This window comes from Streptomyces marinisediminis (genome assembly GCF_026262575.1).
GTDB lineage: Bacteria > Actinomycetota > Actinomycetes > Streptomycetales > Streptomycetaceae > Streptomyces > Streptomyces marinisediminis.
This window is the reverse complement of the sequence record NZ_JAPKFL010000022.1, coordinates 23,701-46,067: the sequence shown is the minus strand read 5'-3', so window position 1 is coordinate 46,067 and position 22,367 is coordinate 23,701. Positions and strand designations below refer to the sequence as shown.

Here is a 22,367-nt window from a genome sequence, read left to right as displayed (position 1 = left end):
CGTCGCGGCCCGGCCACCCGGACGGGCTACGCCCCGGCCACCGTCTCCAGGCGCACCCCGGCGCGGTCGCCGTCGTCGCTGGCGATCGAGCGGCGCAGCGCCTCGTGCAGCGCGGTGGGCGTGAGCACCCCGGCGAAGCGGTCGCCGTCCAGGACCGCTATCCAGCCCGCGTCGTACTGGAGCATCGTGGCGAACGCCTGTTTGAGCGAAGCGCCCAGCGGCAGCCAGGCGTCCATGCGCCGGGCGTGGTCCCGCACGGTGCCGTGGCGCGCGGCCGCGGCGGTCGTCCCGGCCGCCAGCGCGTCGGCGCCGACCCAGCCGTGCAGCCCGTCCGCGTCGTCCAGGACGACGGCCCAGCGGGCGTCACAGGCGCGCAGCCGGGCGGCCGCCGCCTCCAGCGGGTCGTCCAGCGACACCACCGGCGGTTCCACCAGGTCGGCGCGCCCGATGGGCGTGACCGACAGCCGCTTCAGGCCCCGGTCGGCACCGACGAACTCGGCGACGTAGGGCGTCGCGGGGGCGCCCAGGAGGCGGGCGGGCGAGTCGAGCTGCTCGATGCGGCCCTCGCCGTAGACGGCGATGCGGTCGCCGAGGCGGACGGCCTCCTCGATGTCGTGCGTGACGAACAGCACCGTCTTGCGCATCTCGGACTGCAACCGCAGGAACTCGTTCTGCAGGTGCTCGCGCACCACCGGGTCGACCGCGCCGAACGGCTCGTCCATCAGCAGCACCGGCGGGTCGGCCGCCAGCGCGCGGGCCACGCCGACGCGCTGCCGCTGGCCGCCGGAGAGCTGGTCGGGGTAGCGGTGGCCGAACGTGCGCGGGTCCAGCCCCACCAGCTCCAGCAGCTCCGCCGCCCGGCGCCGGGCGGCGGCCCGCGAGCGGCCCAGCAGCACCGGCACCGTCGCGGTGTTGTCCAGCACCGTCTTGTGCGGGAAGAGGCCGACCTGCTGGATGACGTAGCCGATGCGCCGGCGCAGCTTCACCGGGTCACTCTCCGCGATGTCCCGGCCGTCCAGCAGGATGCGGCCCGAGGTGGGCTCGATCAGCCGGTTGACCATCTTCATCGTCGTCGTCTTGCCGCAGCCGGACGGGCCCACGAGGGTGACCAGCTCGCCGTCGCCGACCTCGAAGGACAGGTCGTCCACGGCGATCGTGCCGTCCGGGTAGCGCTTGGCCACGTGCTCGAATCGGATCATCCGCACCCTTCCCTCGCCCGCCATTGTGTCACCGCCCGGGGTTAGGGTCGCGGGGTGACGAGCGGTGCGGCGGAGCCGGCGGACTGTGTGGCCGCCAACGAGTGGATCTGCGCGGAGTACGTGCGGACGCGCGGTCCGGAGTTGGCCGAGGCCACGGTGCAGCACGTGTGGATCACCGTCACCTCGGTGGGCATCGCGCTGCTCGTCGCCTTCCCGCTGGCGCTCGCCGCCCGCCGCTGGCGCGCGGCCGCCGGCCCCGTGCTGGGGCTGACGACGGTGCTCTACACCATCCCCTCCCTGGCCATGTTCGCGCTGCTGCTGCCCGTGCTCGGGCTGTCGGCCGCCGTCGTCGTCACCGGCCTGGTGCTGTACTCGCTCACGCTGCTGGTGCGCAACATCCTCGCCGGGCTCGCGGGCGTGCCCGGGGAGGCCCGCGAGGCCGCCCGCGGCATGGGGTACGGGCCGGCCCGGCTGCTGTTCGGCGTGGAACTGCCGCTCGCGCTCCCCGGCATTCTGGCGGGCGTGCGCATCGCCACCGTCTCGGCCGTCTCGCTGACGACGGTCGGCGCGATCGTCGGCTACGGCGGGCTCGGCAACCTCATCTACAGCGGCATGAACTCCCTGTTCAAGCCGGAGGTGCTCACGGCGTCCGCGCTGTGCGTGGTGCTCGCCGTGGGCTTCGACGTGGCCCTGCTGGCGCTCCAGCGGCTGCTGACACCGTGGACGCCGGGCCGGCCGCGGCGCCCGGGCGGACTGCGCGCGCGCCTGCGTGGCCGCGCCCGGCTGGGGAAGGCGGCCTGACCGTGGGAGAGGTGGCCTGACATGGGCGTGCTGGCCGAGACCTGGGCCTGGCTGACCGACGGCGCCCACTGGAGCGGCGCCGGCGGGGTGTGGCAGCGCCTGGGCGAGCACCTGGTGCTGACCGGGCTGTGCCTGGCCGTCGCCTGCGCCGTCGCGCTGCCGCTCGCGCTGTGGCTCGGGCACATCGGCCGCGGCGGCGCGCTGGCCGTCAACCTCTCCAACGCCGGGCGGGCCGTGCCCACGTTCGCGGTGCTCGTCCTGCTCACCCTCACCCCGCTGAGCGAGTACGGCATGCTGCCGACCGTCATCGCGCTCGTGCTGTTCGCGGTGCCGCCGCTGCTCACCAACGCCTACGTCGGCATGCGCGAGGCCGACCGGGACGTCGTGGAGGCCGCGCGGGGCATGGGCATGTCGGCCGGCCAACTGCTGTGGCGCACCGAGCTGCCGCTGGCCTACCCGTTCATCATGACCGGCCTGCGCTCGGCCGCCGTGCAGATCGTGGCCACCGCGACGCTGGCCGCGCTGCCCGGCGGTGGCGGGCTCGGCCGCCTCATCACCGCGGGGTTCCGGCTGTACGACACGGCGCAGGTGGTGGCCGGCGCCGTCCTGGTCGCGTCGCTGGCGCTCGCCGTCGAGGGGCTGCTGGTCCTGCTCGACCGCGTCTGCGACCCGATGCGCGGCCGGACCCGGGCCGCCCGCGCGGCGTCGCCGTCCGCGCCGCCGCTCAAGGCCGCCCTGTGAGCTTCCCCCCTGTTCGCCGCCGACTTCGAGGAGCATTCCGATGAGCGTGAGACACCTGCGCCGTACCACCCGCCCGCGCGGCACCGCGCTGGCCGCCGCCGCCGTCCTGGCCGCCGCGCTGACCGCCTGCGGCGGCGGGGAGAGCCTGGAGGAGCAGGGCGGCGGGCCCTCCGGGGACGGCGGCAAGGGCAGCCTCGTCATCGGCTCGGCGAACTTCACCGAGTCCGAGGTGCTGGCCCAGCTCTACGCCCAGGTACTCGCCGACGCCGGATACGACACGCGCGTGCAGCAGCTCGCCAACCGCGAGCTGTACGAGCCGGCGCTGGAGGCCGGGGACATCGACGTCGTCCCCGAGTACGCGGCCACCCTCGCGGAGTTCCTCAACGCCCGGGTCAACGGGGCCGAGGCCGCCGCCGAGAACCCGGTGGCGTCCAACGACGCGCAGGAGACCGTCGCGGAGCTGCGCGAGCTGGCCGAGCCGCGCGGCCTCACGGTGCTCCCGCCCGGCGACGCGGTGAACCAGAACGCCTTCGCCGTCACCGCGGACTTCGCCCGGCGGCACGACCTGGCCACGCTGAGCGACGTCGGCGAGGCCGGGCTGGAGATCCGCCTCGCGGCCGGTGACGAGTGCCCCGAGCGTCCCTACTGCCAGCCGGGCCTGGAGGACACCTACGGCATCGACGTCACCGCGCTGGACCCCAAGGGCGTGGGCACCGTCCCCGCCAAGCAGTCCGTCGCCGACGGCGGGAACGACATGGTGCTCACCACGACCACGGACGCCACCCTGGAGCGGTTCGGCCTGGTGCTGCTGGAGGACGACAAGGGGTTGCAGAACGCGGACAACGTGCTGCCGGTCCTCAACACCGAGGACGCCGGGGACGAGGCGGTCACCGAGGCGCTCGACCGGCTGACCCGGGAGCTGACGACGGAGGACCTCACGGCACTGAACGGGCAGGTCGACGCGGAGCGCCGCAAGGCGGCCGACGTCGCCCGCGACTACCTGGAGGAGCACGACCTGGTGGGCTGAGCCGCGCGCCCGGAGACCGGCACGCGCCCGGCGCGGGTCCCACGGCCCCGCGCCGCCGGACCGGTGGCCGGGCGCGGAGGCACGCGGCCCGTGCGGCCGGACGGCGCGGGGCGCGCGCTCGCGGCGGGCCGGTCGGCGCGGTGGTCGCGCGGCCCCGGACACGGGGCGTGCGGGGGGCCGGAGGACGCCGGGCGCGGCGGTGCGGGGGCGCGGCGCGCCCGGTCGGTCGCGGGCACGTGCGTGTCCGGAGAACGCCCCTCGGCCAGCGCGGTCGGGGCGGGGGAGCGCGCCCCGACCGGCCCCCGGGACGGGGCCAAAGCGGGCCGGGGCCTCCCGGCGGCACGCCACGCACGGTAAATTCCGGGCCATGCCACAAGGACGTCACCGGCAGGCCCCACCCCTGCACCGGATGCTCGCACCGGCGGCGCTGGCCGTCACCGCGCTGGCCTGCGCGGGCGGCGCCTGGCTGACCGGTGACGAGAGCTGGCCCCCGGCCCTGGCGACCGGCGCCGCGCTCGCCGCGGCGGCGGGCGCCGTGCTGCTGCGCCGCTGGGACCGCGAGGCCGGGCGCCGGCTCGGCGAGGCCCAGGCCGAGCGCCGCGGCCTGGAGTGGCGGGTGGAGGAGCGCTACGCCGAGCTGGAGGGCGAGCTGGAGGAGGTCCGCGAGTCCCGGGGCGCGCTCCAGGGCGCGCTGCGTGCCCAGCGCGAGGCGTTCGAGCGGCTGCGCACCGAGCACGCCGCGCTGCTGCGCCGCTACGCGCACGCCGAGACCGACCGCGCCTCCGCGCTGGAGGGGCGCCGCCAGCTCGCCCTCGCCGCGGCCGAGCCGGCCCGGGCGCTGCCCCCGGGGCGGCCCGCCGCACTGAGCGCGGAGGCGTTCCGCCGGGCCAACGCGGCGCTGGACCGGCTGGGCGCGGCCGGGGGCGACCAGGCCGCCGGGGAGCGCGGGCGCGGCTTCGACTACTTCGCCGCCGGCGCCCCGCCCGCCCCGTCGGGCGCAGAGGCCCCGTCCGGCCCCGCCGCCCCGTCCGGCCCCGCCGCCCCGTCCGGCCCCGCCGCCCCGTCCGGCCCCGCCGCCCCGTCCGGCGCGCCGGGGCCCCGCCGCGCCGCGCCGGTCATCGAGCTCGCCGAGCGCGGGGAGGCCGCCGGGCCCGCCCGCGACCGCCGGATCTCCTGAGCCCCGTCCGGCGGCGCGCGGCCCGCGCCTACTTGTCGATGTCGCCGACGACGAAGAAGAACGAGCCGAGGACGGCCACCATGTCGGCGACGAGCGTGCCCGGCAGGAGCTCGGTGAGGGCCTGGATGTTGTTGTACGACGCCGAGCGCAGCTTGAGCCGGTACGGGGTCTTCTCGCCCTTGGAGACCAGGTAGTAGCCGTTGAGCCCGAGCGGGTTCTCGGTCCACGCGTACGTCGCGCCCTCCGGGGCCTTGAGCACCTTGGGCAGACGCTGGTTGACCGGCCCGGGCGGCAGCTCCGCGAGGCGGTCCAGGCAGGCGTCGGCGAGGTCGAGCGCGTTGTGGGTCTGGCCGAGCAGGACCTCGAACCGGGCGAGGCAGTCACCGGCCTCGCGGGTGACGACGCGCAGGGTCCCGGCCAGCTCCGGGTAGGCGAGGTAGGGCTCGTCGCGCCGCAGGTCGAAGTCGACGCCGGAGGCGCGCGCGATCGGGCCGCTGACGCCGTAGGCGTGCACCGCCTCCGGGCGCAGCACGCCGACCCCGCGGGTGCGGGCGCGGAAGATCTCGTTGCCGAGCACGAGGTCGTCGTAGACGTGCATGCGCGAACGCACCGCCGCGACGGCCGCCCGCGTCCGCCCGAGCCAGCCCGCGGGCAGGTCCTCCTTGAGCCCGCCGACGCGGTTGAACATGTAGTGCATCCGCCCGCCGGACAGCTCCTCCATGACGTGCTGGAGGTCCTCGCGCTCGCGGAACGCGTAGAACATGGGCGTGATGCCGCCCAGCTCCAGCGGGTAGGAGCCGAGGAACATCAGGTGGTTGAGGACCCGGTTCAGCTCGGCGAGGAGCGTGCGCAGCCACACCGCGCGCTCGGGCACCTCCATGCCGAGCATGCGCTCGACGGCCAGGACGACGCCCAGTTCGTTGGAGAAGGCCGACAGCCAGTCGTGCCGGTTGGCCAGCACGATGATCTGCCGGTAGTCGCGGGCCTCGAACAGCTTCTCCGCCCCGCGGTGCATGTAGCCGACGACGGGCTCGGCGGCGCTGATCCGCTCGCCGTCCAGCACCAGGCGCAGCCGCAGGACACCGTGGGTCGAGGGGTGCTGCGGCCCGATGTTGAGCACCATGTCCGTGCTCTCGGCCGCGCCTCCGATGCCGACGGTCGTCTCAGTCATGGGCCAAGTCTGACAGCTTCGGGCCGCCCCGGTGCCGTCCGCCTACCCTGGACGCATGCAGCAGCGATCAGGGGGCGGGCCGGACGCCGCGGACGGACCGGCAGCGGACGCGCCGGAGCACTGGCGGGGCGTGGAGCGGGGGTTGCTGCGCATGCGGCGCACGGTCCTGCTGACGACGACGGGCGTGCTGACGCTCGGCACGGCCGCCGCGCTGGGGCTGCCGCTCGGCCCGGGGTGGGCGCTGCCCGCTCTGGTGTGGCCCGCGACGGCCGCCTGGGGCTGGTTCGCGCTGGGCCGCAACTGGCGCTCGTGGCGCTACGTCGAACGCGACGACGACCTGCTCATCAGCCGCGGCGTGCTGTGGCGGGAGCTGACCGTCGTCCCGTACGGGCGCATGCAACTGGTGGAGGTCACCTCCGGGCCGCTGGAGCGCCGGTACGGGCTGGCCCGGCTCCAGCTCCACACCGCCGCCGCCACCACGGACGCGGCCATTCCCGGGCTCCTCCCCGCCGAGGCGGAGCGGCTGCGCGACCGGCTCACGGAGCTGGGCGAAGCCCGCTCGGCGGGCCTGTGACGTCCGCGCCGGGGCCGGGCCCGGAGCCGCGGCACGAGGGGCGCCCGCAGCCGCAGCCGGAGCCGGAGCGGCGGACGCCGGCGGAGGCGCCCGAGGACGCGGGGGCGGGGCCGCAGCCGGGTCCGCTGGAGCGGGAGCGGGTCGCCCCGGCCGAGGGGCGGCGGCTGCACCCGGTCACGCCGTGGCGGCGCGCGTGGGCGCCCATCGCGGCCATGGTCGTCTTCTCCGCCCAGGACTACCAGCGCACCCGCGAGTGGTTCGAGCACCTGACGCTCGGCTGGCTGCTGGCCGCGTTCGCCGTGGTCGTGCCCCTGGCCGCCGCGTACGGGTTCCTGTCCTGGTGGGCGACGTACTACGCGGTCACCGACACCGAGCTGCGCATCCGCACCGGGCTGGTGTTCCGGCGCGTGGCGCACCTGCGGCTGGACCGCATCCAGGCGGTGGACGTCTCGCGTCCGCTGCTGGCCCGCGTGGTGGGCGTGGCCAAGCTCAAGCTGGACGTCGTCGGCACCAGCGCCAAGGACGAGCTGGCCTTTCTCGGCGAGGCCGACGCCGTCGCGCTGCGCGCGGAGCTGCTGGCCCGGGCGGCCGGGATCGCCCCGGAGGCCGCGCCCCGGGCGGGCGAGGCGCCGGAGCGGGAGCTGCTGCGGGTACCGCCGGGCATGCTGACCGTCGGCCTGCTGCTCATGGGCACCGGCTGGGGCTTCCTGCTGGCGCTCCTGGTCGGCCCGCTGGCGCTGTGGTGGTTCAGCGGCAGCCTGGCGGCCGCCGTGGCCACGGGGCTGCCGATGGCCGGCGCCGCCTGGAAGTCGACGGTCGGCCGCTACCTGAACGAGTACGACTGGAAGGTGGCCGAGTCCCCCGACGGCGTCCGGGTCGACCACGGGCTGCTCAACCGCGAGCACGCCACCGTCCCGCCGGGGCGGGTGCAGAGCGTGCGGCTGCGCGAGCCGCTGCTGTGGCGGCGCCGGGGCTGGGTGCGCGTGGAGCTGGCGGTGGCGGGCGGCGGCGCCGGGGAGACGCCGACGGTGCTGCTGCCGGTGGCCGAGCGGGCCGTGGCGGCCCGGGTGCTGGCGCGCGTGCTGCCCGGGGTGGACGTGGCCGAGGCGGTGCGCGTCGCGGCGGGCGTGCCCCGGCGCGGCCGGTTCGCGGTGCCGGTGTGGTGGCGCGGCTACGGGCACGGGGTGACGGCGTCGGCCTTCGTCACCCGGCACGGCCGTCTCACCCGGGTGCACGAGCTGGTGCCGCACGCCAAGGTGCAGAGCGTGCGGCTCACCCAGGGCCCCTGGCAGCGCCGCCTGCGCCTGGCCGACGTGCACGTCGACCACGGTGCGAACGGCTCCACGGCCGCCCGCCTACGCGACGCCGACGAGGCGCGCGACGTCGTCGCCGCCCAGGCGGACCGCTCCCGCACCGGTCGGCACGCGGCCCGCCCGGAGCGCTGGCTCACCTGACCGGCGCGGCCACCGCGGGCGGCGGCGCTCGCCGGGCGCTCACCGGCAGGCAGCCGGGCGCCGCCGGGGACGCAGCCGCCGCCGCCACCGGGCCCGGGGCGCGCGCCGCCCCCACTCCGGGCGGCGCGTCTCCCGGGCGGCGTCGGCCAGCTCGCGCAGGGCGCGCCAGTCGTGCGCGCCGGGTGCGGGCGGCCAGGAGTCGACGTCGCCCCGCTGGGCGGCGCGGTACAGGGCCAATGTGTACTCGGCGTGGAAGCTCATGGACTCGACGGTGCGCCGCCTGCGGACCCGGCGGCACGCCGATTGACGGAACCGCTCAATCGACGCCGGGCCCGCGCCCCGCGGCGGGCACGATGGGTCCATGAGCGTCGTCATCGACATCACCTCGCTGCCGCGCGAACGCGTGCTGTTCGCGCCCTCCCCGCTGGCCGAGCTCGGCGTGGCCCTGCACGCGCTCGCCGAGCCCGCGCACCACCCCGGCCTGCACGGCTGGACGACGACGACCGCCGCCGCGCTCAAGCCCGACCTCGCCGGGCGGCTGGCCGAGGCGGACTTCCTGTGGCGCTCCACGATCTCGGACATCCTGCTGCCCCACCAGAGCGTGCCCGGCGCGACGCTCACCGAGGAGCTGGACGCGGTCGACGAGATGGACGACGAGCGGTACGTGTCCGCCGCGCTGGAGATCAGTTGCTCCGTCGACTACGGCCGCGGCGGACCCTCGCCGCTGGTGGACGCGGCCGCCGGGGAACGGGCCCTGGAGCGGGCCGCCGCCCGCGGACCGCGCCAGCTCGACTTCGTCCAGCACCTGCTGGCCGACCCGCCGGCGGTGCGAGCCTGGATCCGGTGCCTGCTGGAAGACTGCGAGCAGGCGTTCTTCGCCGACCTCTGGCAGCGCGTGCGCGGCCAGCTCGCGGCCGACGCGCGGCACAAGGGCGAGCTGCTGCGGCACAAGGGGCTGGCCGCCGCGCTCGCCGCCGTCTCCCCGGTGGTGGCGCTGCGGCAGGACGCCCACGGCGAGAGCATCGTCGTCGACAAGCTGGCCGATGGGCGGACGACGGCGACGGACCCGGCCGTCGGCCCCGGCGTCACGCTGGTGCCCACGGCGCTCGGCTGGCCGCACCTGCTGGTGCTGCACGCGCCCGGCTGGCGTCCGGTGATCCAGTACTCGGCGGCCGGGTCGGACGTGCGGCCGGGGCCGGAGTCGGCCGAGCTGATGGAGCGGCGGCTGGAGGCGCTCGCCCACCCGGTGCGGGTGCGCATGTGCCGCTTCCTGGCCCGGGCGCCGTACACGACGGGGGAGCTGGCCGCGGGGCTGGCGATCACCGCGCCGGAGGTCTCGCGGCACCTGCGGACGCTGCGGGCGGCCGGTCTGCTCACCACGCGCCGCCACGGCCGCTACGTGCAGCACCAGCTCGACGTGGCCCGCACCGCGCGGCTGGGCAGCGACTTCCTGGAGGCCGTGCTCCGCTGACCCGCCGCCCGGGCGGGGCCGTGCGGGCTCACGCTCCGCCGGCGCGCACCAGCCCCGTCTCGTAGGCCAGGACGACCGCCTGGACGCGGTCGCGCAGGCCCAGCTTGGTGAGGATGCGGCCGACGTGGGTCTTGACCGTCGCCTCCGAGAGCACCAGGTGGGCGGCGATCTCTCCGTTCGACATGCCCTGCGCCACCAGCAGCAGCACCTGCCGCTCGCGGTCGGTGAGCCGGTCCAGCTCCGGGTGGCGCTCCGGCTCCTGCGCGCTGGGCAGCATCGGCGAGAAGCGGTCGATGAGCCGCTTGGTGGTGGACGGCGCGACGACGGCGTCCCCGCTGTGCACCGCCCGGATCGCGGACAGCAGCTCGGCGGGCGGCACGTCTTTCAGCAGGAAGCCGCCGGCCCCGGCCTTGAGCGCGGCGAACGCGTACTCGTCCAGGTCGAAGGTGGTCAGGATGAGCACGCGGGGGTCGCCGGGGCCGCCCGCGCCCTCCTGGCAGATGCGCCGGGTCGCCTCGACGCCGTCCATGACCGGCATGCGGATGTCCATCAGCACCACGTCGACGGCGGTGCTCCGCAGCGTCTCCAGCGCCTCCGCGCCGTCCCCGGCCTCGGCGGCGACGGCCATGTCGGGCTGGGCGTCGAGCACCATGCGGAAGCCGGTGCGCAGCAACGCCTGGTCGTCGACGAGCATCAGGCGGACGGTCATGGGGCCCTCTTCTCGAACGGTCGTGGATCGTGCGGATGGTGCGTGTGGTGTGTGTGGTGCTTGTGGTGCGGGTGGGCGGGGCTGGGCGGTGCCGCTCCGGCCACCGGGGTCAGGTCCGGCCGGCCAGCGGAAGGCGGGCGCTGATCCGGAAGCCGCCGCCGGGCCGCGGGCCGGCCTCCAGCCGCCCCCCGACCATGCCGACGCGCTCGCGCATGCCGATCAGCCCGTGCCCGAGCCCGTCGGCACCGCCCTCCTCGTACAGCTCCGCCTGCGCGCCGCGCCCGTCGTCCTCGGCCAGCAGGTCCAGCTCGTCGGAGCCGTAGGTGAGCAGCACCCGGGCCCCGGCCTCCGGACCGCCGTGCTTGCGGGTGTTGGTCAGCGCCTCCTGCACGATGCGGTAGGCGGTCAGCTCCACGCCGCTGGGCAGCGGCCGCGGGGTGCCCTCGACGTGGAAGTCCACCGTCAGGCCGGTGCCGCGCACCTGCTCGACCAGCTCGGCGAGCTGCTCCACGCCCGGCTGCGGCACGTACTCGCCCCCGTCCCCGTCCTCGCTGCTGCGCAGCACGCCCAGCAGGCGGCGCATCTCGGCCAGCGCCTGCCGGCCGGTGCCGGAGATCGTCTCCAGCGCCTGCCGGGTCTGCTCCGGCGCGGTGTCCAGCACGTAGGCGGCGCCGTCCGCCTGCACCACCATGACGGACACGTTGTGCGCCACCACGTCGTGCAGCTCGCGCGCGATGCGGGCCCGCTCGGCGGCGACGGCCACCTTCGCCTGCGCCTCCCGCTCCCGCTCCAGCCGGGCCGCGCGCTCCTCCAACTGCACGTAGTAGGCGCGCCGGGTGCGCAGCGAGTCGCCCAGCACCCAGGCCAGCAGGAAGCAGACGGTCAGGAAGACGGTGCCGACCACGTCGCTGAAGGTGCTGGACCCCTCGCCGCCGGGGAAGAGGAAGAGCGTGGCGAGCGTCGGCGCGACGAAGGCGCCCACCAGGGCCGAGCGCGACGCCCAGCGCACCCGCCCGGAGGCGGCGGTGAAGACGATCACGAGCATCGCGAAGTCCGGGACGACCGCGAAGACGCCCACGGCGAGCTGGGCCACGCCCGCGGCCCCGGCCGCCACCAGCATCCACTCCGGCCAGCGCCGCCGCAGCCACACCACCGCGCACAGGGTCATCGAGATCGGCACGGCGGAGAGCACCTGCCAGCGCTCCAGGCGGGTGTACGGGCCCGCCGACGCCTCGCTCACCAGCCACAGCGCGGACATCAGCAGCAGGCAGGCGGCCCAGAAGCCGTCCACCCACATGGGATGTCTGCGGAGGAACTCGTAGAGCCGGTGCACGTAACCCAGCGTAAACAGATGTTGCGCCCTTCGGGTCAACCGGAGGGCCGATCCGTGCGCGGTCCGCCTAGTCCCCAGGGTGGACGCGGGGTGGGACCAGGTCGCGACGGGCCTACCGTGGGCGGCGTGAGCGAGCACTTCGACGGCGGCCCGGACGGCGGCCACGACGGCGGCCCGGACGGCGGCCACGGCGGCGGCCCGGGCGGCGGCCACGGCGGCGGGACCGGCGGTGGGGCCGGCCGCTGCGGCCCGGCCCCCGGCGGCTTCACCGGCTGGCGGGAGGCCACCGAGCGCGCGCTGTACGGGCCGGACGGCTTCTTCGTGCATGAGGCGCCCGGCGCGCACTTCCGCACCTCCGTGCACGCCTCGCCGCGGTACGCCGAGGCCGTCGCCGCACTGCTGTGCCGGGTGGACGCCGCGCTCGGCCGCCCCGCGCCGCTGGCGCTGGTGGACGTCGGCGCGGGCCGCGGCGAGCTGCTGACCGGTGTGCTGGCCGCCCTGCCCGCCGACGTCGCCCGGCGGGTCCGCCCGGTCGCCGTCGAGCGCGCGGCCCGCCCGGCCGGACTCGACCCCCGGGTGCGGTGGCGCGCGCGGGTGCCCCGGGGCCTGCGCGGGCTGCTCTTCGCCAACGAGTGGCTGGACAACGTGGCCTGCGAGGTGGCCGAGACCGACTCCGACGGGCGCTGGCGCCGTGTGCTCGTCCGCGCCGACGGCGCCGAGCGGCTCGGGCCGCCGGTGGCCGGGGCGGACGCGCGGTGGCTGGCGCGCTGGTGGCCCGCGGGCCCGGAGCCGGGGCTGCGCGCGGAGATCGGACGGCCCCGGGACGCCGCCTGGCGCCGCGCGGTCGGCGCGCTCGACGCCGGGCTCGCCGTCGCCGTCGACTACGCGCACACCGCCGCCGACCGGCCGCCGTTCGGCACGCTCACCGGCTACCGCGCCGGGCGGGCGGTGCCCCCGGTGCCGGACGGCTCCCGCGACGTCACCGCCCACGTCGCGCTCGACGCCTGCGCGGGCCCCGGCGCGCTGCTGCTGTCCCAGCGCACGGCGCTCACCCGGCTGGGGGTGGCCGCCGGGCGTCCGCCGCTCGCGCTGGCCCGCACCGACCCGGCCGGGTACGTGCGGGCGCTCGCCCGCGCCGGCGAGGCGGCCGAGCTGCTGGACGCCACGGGCCTGGGCGCCCACCACTGGCTGAGCGAGCCCGTCGCCATCCCCGACCCCCTGGCCGGACCCGGCGCCCCGGGTGCGCGGGGCGCGGGCCGGGCCGGTCAGGACGGGGGGCGGGTCACAGGCGGGTGAGGAAGTCGGTGACGGCGGAGTGGACGTCGGCCTCCGTCCAGGCGAGGCCGGGGGCGTCGACGGTGCACTCGGTCATCGCCGCGCCGGGCACGCCGTCCCGGTCCCGCCAGCGGCCGAACAGGGCCGTGCCGCTCTCCTCGGCCTGGCGCACCGAGGCCTCGTCGAGCACGTCGGCCGGGTAGGGCAGCCACACCTGGAACTGGTGGGTGTGCGGCTCCTCGGGCAGCACCGCGTACCAGGGCGGTCCACCGGCCGCCCCGAACGCGGTGTGCAGCGCGGCCGCCACCCGTCTGGCCTGCGCCACGTACGCGGGCAGCCGCGGCAGCTCGCGCTCCAGCCCGGCCAGCGCGGTGACGGCGGCCGGCCACTGCTGGAAGAGCTGGCCGCCGTACCGGTGCCGCCACACCCGGGCCTCGGCGGCGACGTCCTCCGGCCCGGCGACGGCGGCCCCGGACAGGCCGCCCAGCGACTTGTAGAACGACACGTACACCGAGTCGGCGAGCTCCGCGATCTCCGCCAGCGGACGCCCGAACCACGTCGCGCACTCCCACAGCCGCGCCCCGTCGACGTGCACCACGGCGTCCCGCTCGCGGGCGGCGGCCACCGTGTCCGTCAGCTCCTCCCACGTCGGCAGCCGGAACCCGGCGTCGCGCAGCGGGAGCTCCAGCGCGAGCGTGCCGAAGGGCTCCGGCACCGCCCGCACGTCCTCCGCCGTGACCGGCCGCTCGCCGCCGCCCACCGGCACGGGGTGCAGGCCGCTCAGCCGGCTCAGCGCGTCCCGCTCGTGCCGCACCGGGTGGGCCAGCGGGTGCAGGCCGACGGCGAGGCTGCCGGTCCGGCCCGCCCAGCAGCGCAGCACCGCCTGCTGGGCCATCGTCCCCGTGGGGAACCAGACGGCGGCGGGCTTGCCCAGCAGACCGGCGACCCGCTCCTCGACGGCTTCGACCACCCCGTTCCCGTAGAGGTCCGTCCACCCCTCGGCCACCCCGGCGGCCTCCAGCGCGGCGCCCACGTCCGCCAGCCGCTCCGCCAGCGGCCGCACCAGCCCGGCGGACAGCTTGCGCCCCGCCGCCCGCCAGGCCGCCAGCCGCCGCTCGGCCATCGCTTCGGCATCCGTCCCGGCGTCCGTCCCGGCATCCGTCCCGGCGTCCGTCCCGGCGTCCGTCCCGGCATCCACCGCCTCGTCGGCCCTCGCCTCGTCGGCCCTCGCGCTGTCGTCGCTCGCGTCGTCACTCATCCCGGCATCCTCACACCCGCCCGCCGCCGCCGTCCGCCCCTCGGCGCGACGGGGCTCCGGTCCACGATCCGGGCGCTTCCGCCGGGGCGCGCGGCGCCAGCGTCTAGCATGAGAGGCGACGTCCGGTACCGAACCCGCGGACTGGAACGGAAGGCACGAAAGCCCGTGAACGAACAGCCCGCTCCGCGCGGCGCCCAGGAGCGCCCCGCGCGACTGCGCGTGGGCGTGGTCGGCGCCGGCCGCGTGGGCCCCGCGCTCGCCGCCGCCCTCGCGCTGGCCGGACACCGCCCGGTCGCCGCCTCCGGGGTGTCGGACGCCTCCCGGCGTCGCGCCGCCGAACTGCTGCCCGGCGTGCCCCTGCTCGACCCGGCCGACGTGCTCGCCCGCGCCGAACTGGTGCTGCTCACCGTCCCGGACGACGCCCTCCCCGGCCTCGTCGCGGGGCTCGCGGAGACCGGCGCCGTCCGCCCCGGCCAGCTCCTCGTGCACACCTCCGGGCGGTACGGCACGGCCGTGCTGGACCCGGCGCTGCGCGCGGGCGCCCTGCCGCTCGCGCTGCACCCGGTGATGACGTTCACCGGCACCGGCGTGGACGTGCAGCGGCTGGCGGGGTGCGCGTTCGGCGTGACGGCGCCCGAGGAGCTGCGGCTGGCGGCCGAGGCGCTGGTGATCGAGATGGGCGGCGAGCCGGAGTGGGTGGCCGAGGAGGCTCGGCCGCTGTACCACGCGGGGCTGGCCCTGGGCGCGAACTACCTGGTGACGCTGGTCGCGCAGGCCGAGGAGCTGCTGCGCGCGTCCGGCGTCGCCGCCCCCGACCGGATGCTCGGGCCGCTGCTGGGCGCCGCGCTGGACAACGCGCTGCGCTCCGGGGACGCCGCGCTCACCGGGCCCGTCGCCCGGGGCGACGCGCGGACCGTGGCCGCCCACCTGGCCGAGCTGCGCCGCCACGCCCCGCACATGGTCTCCGGCTACGTGGCGATGGCCCGCACCACCGCCGACCGGGCGCTGGCCCACGGGCTGCTCAGGCCGGAGCTGGCCGAGGACCTGCTGGACGTCCTGTCGGACGCCGCGCCGGGAGCGGCCGGAACCGACGGAGGACCCCGATGACGCCCAGCCCCCCGCCCGCCGGGCCCCGCCTACTGCGCACCGCCGCCGAGCTGCGCGCCGAGCCCCGCCCGGGCGCCGAGCCCCGCCCGGGCGCCCGGCGCGCCGTCGTCATGACGATGGGCGCCCTGCACGCCGGGCACGCCGAGCTCGTCCGCGCCGCGCGGGCGCGGGTGGGCCCGGCCGGGCAGGTGGTGGTGACGGTGTTCGTCAACCCGCTGCAGTTCGGCGCGGGCGAGGACCTGGACCGCTACCCGCGCACCCTGGACGCCGACCTGGAGGTCGCGGCGGCGGCGGGCGCCGACGTGGTCTTCGCCCCGTCCGTGGCCGAGGTCTACCCCGGCGGGGAGCCGCGGGTGCGGATCTCCGCGGGCCCGACGGGGGAGCGGCTGGAGGGCGCGCACCGGCCCGGCCACTTCGACGGCATGCTCACCGTCGTCGCGAAGCTGCTGCACCTGACCGCGCCCGACGTCGCGCTGTACGGGGAGAAGGACGCGCAGCAGCTCGCGCTCATCACCCGCATGGTGCGGGACCTGAACTTCCCCGTGGAGATCGCCGGCGTGCCGACCGTGCGCGAGCCGGACGGGCTGGCGCTCTCCAGCCGCAACCGCTACCTCGCCCCGCACGAGCGCCGCACCGCGCTGGCGCTCTCGCGCGCGCTGTTCGCCGCCCGCGACCGGATGACGGCCGAGTCCGCGCTGCGGGCCCGTGCCGAGGCCGCCGGGGCCCACCAGGGCCGGGCGGCGGCGCTGGCGAAGGTGGGCGAGTCGCGCGCGTCGGCGGACGCGCACGCGCTCGCCCACGCGCACGGCCGCCCGTCGGCCGCCCTGGCCGCCGCGCGGACGGTGCTGGAGGAGGCCGGCCGCCGGCTGGAGGTGGACTACCTCGCCCTCGTCGACCCGGTGGACTTCACCGACGTCGGCGACGGCCACACCGGCGAGGCGGTGCTCGCCGTCGCCGCCCGGGTCGGCACCACCCGGCTCATCGACAACATCCGCCTCTGCTTCGGGGGCCCTACCGGAGCGACCCCATGAACCTCGCGCCCGCCACCCACGCCCCCGGCATACGCCTGGCCGCCCCGCTGCCGAGCTGGGCGATCGAGGCGGACGTCGTCGTGGTCGGCTCCGGCGTGGCCGGACTGACGGCGGCCCTGCGCTGCGCCGCCGCGGGCCGCACCGCCGTCATCGTCACCAAGACCGACCTGGGCGAAGGCTCCACCCGGTGGGCCCAGGGCGGCATCGCCGCCGCGCTGGGCGAGGGCGACAGCCCCGAGCAGCACCTGACCGACACGCTCACCGCGGGCGCCGGGCTGTGCGACGAGGACGCCGTGCGCACCCTGGTCACCGAGGGCCCGGCCGCCGTGCGCCGCCTCATCGCCGCCGGAGCCGTCTTCGACACCGCGCCGGAGACCGGGCGGATCGCGCTGACCCGCGAGGGCGGCCACCACCGGCGCCGCATCGCGCACGCGGGCGGCGACGCCACCGGCGCGGAGATCTCCCGCGCCCTGCTGGACGCCGTCCGCGCCGCCGGCATCCGCACCGTCGACCACGCGCTCGTGCTGGACCTGCTGCGGGACGCCGCGGGGCGCGCCGCCGGCGTCACCCTGCACGTGATGGGCGAGGGCCGGCACGACGGGGTCGGCGCCGTGCACGCCCCGGCCGTGGTGCTCGCCACCGGGGGCATGGGCCAGGTCTTCTCGGCCACCACCAACCCGGCCGTCTCCACCGGCGACGGCGTGGCCCTCGCGCTGCGCGCCGGCGCGGAGGTCAGCGACCTGGAGTTCGTCCAGTTCCACCCCACCGTGCTCTACCTGGGGCCGGGCGCGCGCGGCCAGCAGCCGCTGATCTCGGAGGCGGTGCGCGGCGAGGGCGCCCACCTGGTGGACGCCGACGGCGTGCGGTTCATGACCGGGCAGCACGAGCTGGGCGAGCTCGCGCCGCGCGACATCGTCGCCAAGGGCATCATGCGCCGCTGCCGGGAGCGCGGCACCGACCACGTGTTCCTCGACGCCCGGCACTTCGGCGCGGCGATGTGGGGCGAGCGCTTCCCCACCATCCTCGCCGCCTGCCGCGCCCACGGCATCGACCCGGTGACGCGGCCGATCCCGGTCGCCCCGGCCGCGCACTACGCCTCCGGCGGCGTCCGCACCGACCTGCGCGGGCGCACCACGGTGCCGGGCCTGTACGCGTGCGGGGAGGCCGCCTGCACCGGCGTGCACGGCGCCAACCGGCTCGCGTCCAACTCGCTGCTGGAGGGCCTGGTCTTCGCCGAGCGCATCGCGGAGGCGATCACGGCCCCCGACACGGCGGCTCCCGCGGCGGCTCCCGCGGGCGGCGCCGCCGGGGACGGGCACCCGGGTCCGCTGACCGTCGCCCACCGCACGACGCCGCTGCTGCCGCCCGGCGCCCGCACCGCGGTGCAGCGCGTCATGACCCGCGGCGCGGGCGTCCTGCGCTCGGCGGCCAGTCTCGCGGAGGCCGCCGACGCGCTGGCCGCGCTGCCCCGCGCCGCCGCCGACGAGCCCGCCGCCCCGGGCACGGAGGCGTGGGAGGCCACCAACCTCCACCTGGTGGCCTCCGTGCTCGTCGCGGCCGCCCGGCGGCGCGCGGAGACCCGCGGCTGTCACTGGCGCGAGGACCACCCCGACCGCGACGACGCCCACTGGGCCCGCCACCTCGTCGTCACCCTCGACCCCGACGCCCGCCCCGGCGCCGCCGGAGCCGACGCCGCGCCCGCCCTCACCCTCCGCCCCACCGACACGACCGGTTTCCCGCCGGTCGACCCCGCCGCCCTCCAGGAGTAGCCGTGACAGCCCCCGACGACCCCCGCACGACCGTAGACCTGCCGCTCCTCCAGATCGGCGGCCCCGACGCCGGCGGCGGCTGCGGAGACGGCTGCGGCTGCGGCGACGCGTCCTTCGCCGAGTCCGACGAGTCCGCCGGGGAGGCCGGACTCGACCCGCTGGAGTGCGGCCTGGACCCCGACCTCGCCGCGCTGCTGACCGCCGCCGGCCTCGACCCCGTGCAGGTGGAGGACATCGCGCACCTGGCCATCGAGGAGGACCTCGACCACGGTGTGGACGTCACCACCGTCGCCACCATCCCCGAGGACGCGGTGGCCGCGGGCGACTTCACCGCGCGCGAGGCGGGCGTCGTCGCGGGCCTGCGGGTCGCCGAGGCGGTGCTCTCGGTGGTCTGCACCGACGCGTTCGAGGTCGAGCGGCACGTCGAGGACGGCGACCGGGTGGCGGCGGGCACGAAGCTGCTGACGGTGCGCACCCGCACCCGCGACCTGCTCACCGGCGAGCGCAGCGCGCTGAACCTGCTGTGCCGGCTCTCGGGCATCGCCACCGCCACCCGCGCGTGGGCCGACGCGCTGGCCGGCACGCGGGCCCGGGTCCGCGACACCCGCAAGACGACGCCGGGGCTGCGCGCGCTGGAGAAGTACGCCGTGCGCTGCGGCGGCGGCGTCAACCACCGGTTCTCGCTGTCGGACGCCGCGCTGATCAAGGACAACCACGTCGTCGCGGCGGGCGGCGTCGCCGCCGCCTTCCGGGCCGTGCGCGAGGAGTTCCCCAACCTGCCGATCGAGGTCGAGGTCGACCGCCTGGACCAGCTCGAACCGGTGCTCGCCGAGGGCGCCGACCTGATCCTGCTGGACAACTTCGACCCCGAGCGGACCGCCGAGGCCGTCGCCCTCGTCGCGGGCCGGGCCGCGCTGGAGTCCTCCGGGCGGCTGACGCTGGACAACGCCGCCGCCTACGCCGCCACGGGCGTGGACTACCTGGCCGTCGGCGCGCTCACCCACTCCGCCCCCATCCTCGACATCGGCCTGGACCTGCGCGACGGAACCGGGGAGTGAGCCATGCTGCTGACGATCGACGTCGGGAACACCCACACCGTCCTCGGCCTCTTCGACGGTGAGGAGATCGTCGAGCACTGGCGCATCTCCACCGACGCCCGCCGCACCGCGGACGAGCTGGCGGTGCTGCTCCAGGGACTGATGGGCATGCACCCGCTGCTGGGCATGGAGCTGGGCGAGGGCATCGAGGGCATCGCCATCTGCTCCACCGTCCCCTCGGTGCTGCACGAGCTGCGCGAGGTCACCCGGCGCTACTACGGCGACATCCCCGCCGTCCTGGTCGAGCCCGGCGTGAAGACCGGCGTGCCGGTGCTCACCGACCACCCCAAGGAGGTCGGCGCCGACCGCATCGTCAACTCCGTCGCCGCCGTGGAGCTGTACGGCGGCCCGTGCGTGGTGGTGGACTTCGGCACCGCGACGACGTTCGACGCGGTCTCCGCGCGCGGCGAGTACGTCGGCGGCGTCATCGCCCCCGGCATCGAGATCAGCGTCGAGGCGCTCGGCGTGCGCGGGGCGCAACTGCGCAAGATCGAGCTGGCCCGCCCGCGCTCGGTGATCGGCAAGAACACGGTCGAGGCGATGCAGTCCGGCATCCTGTACGGCTTCGCGGGCCAGGTGGACGCCGTCGCCGAGCGCATGGCCCGGGAGCTGACGGCGCCCGGCGGCGACCCGGACGACGTCACCGTCATCGCCACCGGCGGGCTCGCGCCCATGGTGCTGGGGGAGTCCTCGGTCATCGACGAGCACGAGCCCTGGCTCACCCTCGTCGGCCTGCGGCTGGTCTACGAGCGCAACGCCTCCCGCCTGTGAGCCGGGCCCCGTCCGGGCGGACGCGGCCTTGGGCGCGGCGGGCGCCGGCCCGGAACGGGGCTCGGCGCGGCTCCGGGCGAGGTGGCCGGGGCGGAGTGGGGCCGCACGGGCGCGCCGTCGGGGCATTTCGTCCGTTTAGCACTTAAAGTCGCACTATGCCCACGCCACATGGTTCCCGAGGCGGCATGGCGTTCAGCGCGGAGGAGCTGTGCGTGCTCCGCCGTGCCCTCGCCTGTGCCCTCCAGTCCGCCGCACTCCCGGCCCAGGAGATCCGGGAGTGCCTCCACCTCGCCCTGGCCGTGGACGACGCGACCCGCGAGGGGCGGCGCCTGCGCGACTTCCTCTTCGACGACGTGGCCCGCTACCGCGACGCGCTGCCCGGCTCGGCCACCGGCTACCTCGCCCGGCTGCGCGGCGCGCTGGACGCCGGCTACGTCCCGGCCGACGAGGACGTCACCGCGCTGCGCCGCCTGTGCGCCGACCGCACCGGCGCCCAGGAGTCCGCGCGCCGCATGGAGCTGCTCGTCCGCGCGGCCCTGCCCGTGGCCCGGCGGCGTCTGCTGGCCCTGCCGGGCGGGCTGGCCGAGGCCGAGGCCGAGGAGGAGCGGGAGCCGCGCAAGAAGCCCGCGCCCGGACCGGTGCCGGCGCCGCCGCCCGCGTCACCCGAGCCCGCACGCGAGCGCCCCGCCCGCCGCCCCGTCCCCACTCCCGGCGAGGTCTTCCCGCCGCGCCGCGGGCCCCGGCGCCCCGAGGAGTCCCACGCCCTGACGGCCTGACGCGCCCGGGAGCCACCGCGGGCGCGCCGGGCCCCCGCGGCGCGGGCCCCGGCGTCCGGTGCGAGCGGTGGCTCCCGGCGCGACGTGGGGAAGACCACACGGGGTGGAGGCGGCGGGGACGAATCTGATAAGGGGGCAGGCTCTACTCTGGAGGAACGTGCAGAAGATCGAGGAGCCAGGTATGGAGTACATCGCCGCACTGACCCCCTCCGCGGTGATGGCTGTGGCCTTCACCGCCCTCATCGTGACGATCGTCAAGAGCCAGGGCGGGGCCAACAAAGCCAAGGAAGACGCCGCGGTGGACGCGGCGTACGCCCGCGCGGAGACCGCCGAGCCGGACGCCCGCGCCTGAGCCCGGGGCCGCGCAGCGCGGCGGCGCCGGCCATCGCGATACGGCGGAACACACCAGGCGGAGCCCATGGCTCCGCCTCTTTTTCGTGCCCGTGACTATCATCGAGACGTGCCCCGACCTTTGGGTGAGCTGGAAGACGCCGTCATGACCCGGGTATGGCGGTGGAACCGCCCGGTCACCGTGCGGGAAGTTCTCGAGGATCTGCAGCGGGAACGGCGGATCGCCTACACGACCGTCATGACGGTAATGGACAACCTTCACCAGAAGGGTTGGCTCCGGCGCGCGCAGGAGGGCCGCGCCTATCGTTATGAGCCCGTCTCCACCCGGGCGGCCTACGCGGCGGCCCTCATGAACGAGGCGTGGTCGCGCAGTGACAACGCCGCCGCCACTCTCGTCGCCTTCTTCGGCATGTTGTCGCCGGAACAGGCCGACGCCCTGCGCGACGCCCTGCGCGTGGTGCAACTCAATGGCGTGCGGCTGACCGACGCCGACGAGCGATAGCGTGCGGGCATGGCAGAAGAGATAAGCGGGAAGAACGCCGTCACGATCCGGCGCGCGCGGACGGGCGATGTGCGTACCGTGCGCCGCCTGATCGACGCCTACGCCCGCGACCGGATCCTGCTCGACAAAGCCACCGTGACGCTTTACGAGGACATCCAGGAGTTCTGGGTGGCCGAGCGGGCCGGGGACGGCGCGGTGGTCGGCTGCGGCGCCCTGCACGTGATGTGGGAGGACCTGGCGGAAGTGCGCACCCTGGCGGTGGACCCGGCCGCGCGCGGCACCGGCGTCGGCAGGCTGCTCCTGGAGAAGCTGCTGGAAACCGCCCGGCGGCTGGGCGTGCGGCGCATTTTCTGCCTGACGTTCGAAGTCGACTTCTTCGCCAAGCACGGATTCGCCGAGATCGGGGACACGCCCGTCGACGGCGATGTCTACAGCGAGCTGCTGCGCTCCTATGACGAGGGCGTCGCGGAGTTCCTCGGCCTGGAACGCGTCAAGCCGAACACCCTGGGCAACAGCCGCATGCTGCTGCACCTGTGGTGACGACCGCCGCCGGAGTGCCGCGGTCCGGGTAACCGGGTTTCCGCGCGGCGGGGTAACCGGCCCCGCGTGTCCCGCCGGGTGCTTCCGCGTAGTCGGCGGTACTCAGCGGGTGGCCGTCGGCCTTGTCACGAAGGCATCACGACGCCGTCACGACCGTGGCCCCTATGTCCGAATCCTCCCGGCAATCCACGCGCTCCCGCGGGCAAACTCGGCCGAGGGTTTGTGTTTTCCCC

General features: G+C 76.7%; 23 protein-coding genes. 17 read left to right on the top strand and 6 right to left on the bottom strand.

Annotated features, from left to right (window positions below; all coding sequences use genetic code 11):
- Positions 1–26: 26 nt before the first annotated feature.
- Positions 27–1,199, bottom strand: a complete 1,173-nt coding sequence (locus tag OSB71_RS18075; protein WP_265949278.1) for an ABC transporter ATP-binding protein — start codon at positions 1,197–1,199, stop codon at positions 27–29.
- A gap of 54 nt (positions 1,200–1,253) precedes the next feature.
- Here OSB71_RS18075 and OSB71_RS18070 point away from each other — a divergent pair, with 54 nt between their 5' ends.
- The 4 genes from OSB71_RS18070 (at position 1,254) to OSB71_RS18055 (ending at position 4,945) form a co-directional block, all read left to right on the top strand.
- Positions 1,254–2,000, top strand: a complete 747-nt coding sequence (locus OSB71_RS18070) for an ABC transporter permease (protein WP_265949277.1) — start codon at positions 1,254–1,256, stop codon at positions 1,998–2,000.
- A 21-nt stretch (positions 2,001–2,021) separates the two neighbouring features.
- Complete coding sequence (locus OSB71_RS18065) at positions 2,022–2,741, top strand: ABC transporter permease (RefSeq protein ID WP_265949275.1); 720 nt, start codon at positions 2,022–2,024, stop codon at positions 2,739–2,741.
- A 40-nt stretch (positions 2,742–2,781) separates the two neighbouring features.
- Positions 2,782–3,768: an ABC transporter substrate-binding protein gene (locus tag OSB71_RS18060; protein WP_265949274.1), complete on the top strand. Its 987-nt coding sequence runs from the start codon at positions 2,782–2,784 to the stop codon at positions 3,766–3,768.
- Positions 3,769–4,135: 367 nt separating this feature from the next.
- Complete coding sequence (locus tag OSB71_RS18055) at positions 4,136–4,945, top strand: hypothetical protein (RefSeq protein WP_265949272.1); 810 nt, start codon at positions 4,136–4,138, stop codon at positions 4,943–4,945.
- Positions 4,946–4,973: 28 nt separating this feature from the next.
- Here OSB71_RS18055 and OSB71_RS18050 read toward each other — a convergent pair whose 3' ends face one another.
- Positions 4,974–6,116: an NADH-quinone oxidoreductase subunit D gene (locus tag OSB71_RS18050; protein WP_265949271.1), complete on the bottom strand. Its 1,143-nt coding sequence runs from the start codon at positions 6,114–6,116 to the stop codon at positions 4,974–4,976.
- A 55-nt stretch (positions 6,117–6,171) separates the two neighbouring features.
- On the opposite strand from OSB71_RS18050, the gene OSB71_RS18045 reads away from it, so the two are divergent.
- Together OSB71_RS18045 and OSB71_RS18040 are read left to right on the top strand one after the other, a co-directional pair.
- Positions 6,172–6,690 carry a PH domain-containing protein gene (locus OSB71_RS18045; RefSeq protein ID WP_416237291.1) on the top strand — a complete coding sequence of 173 codons (519 nt, stop codon included), beginning with the start codon at positions 6,172–6,174 and terminating at the stop codon, positions 6,688–6,690.
- The gene (locus tag OSB71_RS18040; RefSeq protein WP_416237290.1) at positions 6,687–8,144 is read left to right on the top strand and encodes a PH domain-containing protein; all 1,458 of its coding nucleotides are present in this window, start codon (positions 6,687–6,689) and stop codon (positions 8,142–8,144) included. Before OSB71_RS18045 ends, OSB71_RS18040 begins: the two co-directional genes overlap by 4 nt.
- Before the next feature lie 39 nt (positions 8,145–8,183).
- Here OSB71_RS18040 and OSB71_RS18035 read toward each other — a convergent pair whose 3' ends face one another.
- Positions 8,184–8,405 (bottom strand): hypothetical protein, encoded by a 222-nt coding sequence (locus OSB71_RS18035; protein WP_265949269.1) that lies wholly within the window; start codon positions 8,403–8,405, stop codon positions 8,184–8,186.
- Between the two features lie 100 nt (positions 8,406–8,505).
- Between OSB71_RS18035 and OSB71_RS18030 the strand changes: the two genes are divergently transcribed.
- Positions 8,506–9,615 (top strand): DUF5937 family protein, encoded by a 1,110-nt coding sequence (locus OSB71_RS18030; protein WP_265949267.1) that lies wholly within the window; start codon positions 8,506–8,508, stop codon positions 9,613–9,615.
- Between the two features lie 28 nt (positions 9,616–9,643).
- Here OSB71_RS18030 and OSB71_RS18025 read toward each other — a convergent pair whose 3' ends face one another.
- Complete coding sequence (locus OSB71_RS18025) at positions 9,644–10,324, bottom strand: response regulator (RefSeq protein WP_265949265.1); 681 nt, start codon at positions 10,322–10,324, stop codon at positions 9,644–9,646.
- A 109-nt stretch (positions 10,325–10,433) separates the two neighbouring features.
- Positions 10,434–11,657: a sensor histidine kinase gene (locus tag OSB71_RS18020; protein WP_265949264.1), complete on the bottom strand. Its 1,224-nt coding sequence runs from the start codon at positions 11,655–11,657 to the stop codon at positions 10,434–10,436.
- A gap of 126 nt (positions 11,658–11,783) precedes the next feature.
- Here OSB71_RS18020 and OSB71_RS18015 point away from each other — a divergent pair, with 126 nt between their 5' ends.
- Entirely contained in the window at positions 11,784–12,953 is a 1,170-nt protein-coding gene (locus OSB71_RS18015; protein WP_416237289.1) for an SAM-dependent methyltransferase, read from the top strand.
- On the opposite strand, the gene OSB71_RS18010 is transcribed toward OSB71_RS18015, so the two are convergent.
- Positions 12,940–14,190, bottom strand: coding sequence for a threonine aldolase family protein (locus tag OSB71_RS18010; RefSeq protein ID WP_416237288.1), 1,251 nt, complete (start codon positions 14,188–14,190; stop codon positions 12,940–12,942). The two genes, OSB71_RS18015 and OSB71_RS18010, sit on opposite strands and share 14 nt — an antisense overlap.
- A 165-nt stretch (positions 14,191–14,355) precedes the next feature.
- On the opposite strand from OSB71_RS18010, the gene OSB71_RS18005 reads away from it, so the two are divergent.
- From OSB71_RS18005 to OSB71_RS17965, 9 genes are all read left to right on the top strand, one after another.
- Positions 14,356–15,297 carry a Rossmann-like and DUF2520 domain-containing protein gene (locus OSB71_RS18005; protein ID WP_265949262.1) on the top strand — a complete coding sequence of 314 codons (942 nt, stop codon included), beginning with the start codon at positions 14,356–14,358 and terminating at the stop codon, positions 15,295–15,297.
- Positions 15,294–16,328, top strand: coding sequence for a pantoate--beta-alanine ligase (panC, locus tag OSB71_RS18000; RefSeq protein WP_265949261.1), 1,035 nt, complete (start codon positions 15,294–15,296; stop codon positions 16,326–16,328). Before OSB71_RS18005 ends, panC begins: the two co-directional genes overlap by 4 nt.
- On the top strand, positions 16,325–18,097 hold the full coding sequence (locus OSB71_RS17995) for an L-aspartate oxidase (RefSeq protein ID WP_265949259.1): 1,773 nt from the start codon (positions 16,325–16,327) through the stop codon (positions 18,095–18,097). Before panC ends, OSB71_RS17995 begins: the two co-directional genes overlap by 4 nt.
- A gap of 2 nt (positions 18,098–18,099) precedes the next feature.
- The gene (gene nadC, locus OSB71_RS17990; protein ID WP_265949257.1) at positions 18,100–19,155 is read left to right on the top strand and encodes a carboxylating nicotinate-nucleotide diphosphorylase; all 1,056 of its coding nucleotides are present in this window, start codon (positions 18,100–18,102) and stop codon (positions 19,153–19,155) included.
- Between the two features lie 3 nt (positions 19,156–19,158).
- Entirely contained in the window at positions 19,159–19,965 is an 807-nt protein-coding gene (locus OSB71_RS17985; RefSeq protein WP_265949256.1) for a type III pantothenate kinase, read from the top strand.
- 155 nt (positions 19,966–20,120) lie between these two features.
- Complete coding sequence (locus OSB71_RS17980; RefSeq protein WP_265949254.1) at positions 20,121–20,741, top strand: hypothetical protein; 621 nt, start codon at positions 20,121–20,123, stop codon at positions 20,739–20,741.
- Positions 20,742–20,898: 157 nt separating this feature from the next.
- Positions 20,899–21,093, top strand: a complete 195-nt coding sequence (locus OSB71_RS17975; RefSeq protein WP_265949372.1) for a hypothetical protein — start codon at positions 20,899–20,901, stop codon at positions 21,091–21,093.
- 108 nt (positions 21,094–21,201) lie between these two features.
- Positions 21,202–21,594, top strand: a complete 393-nt coding sequence (locus OSB71_RS17970; protein WP_265949253.1) for a BlaI/MecI/CopY family transcriptional regulator — start codon at positions 21,202–21,204, stop codon at positions 21,592–21,594.
- A gap of 9 nt (positions 21,595–21,603) precedes the next feature.
- Positions 21,604–22,134 (top strand): amino-acid N-acetyltransferase, encoded by a 531-nt coding sequence (locus tag OSB71_RS17965; protein WP_265949251.1) that lies wholly within the window; start codon positions 21,604–21,606, stop codon positions 22,132–22,134.
- Positions 22,135–22,367 lie beyond the last annotated feature (233 nt).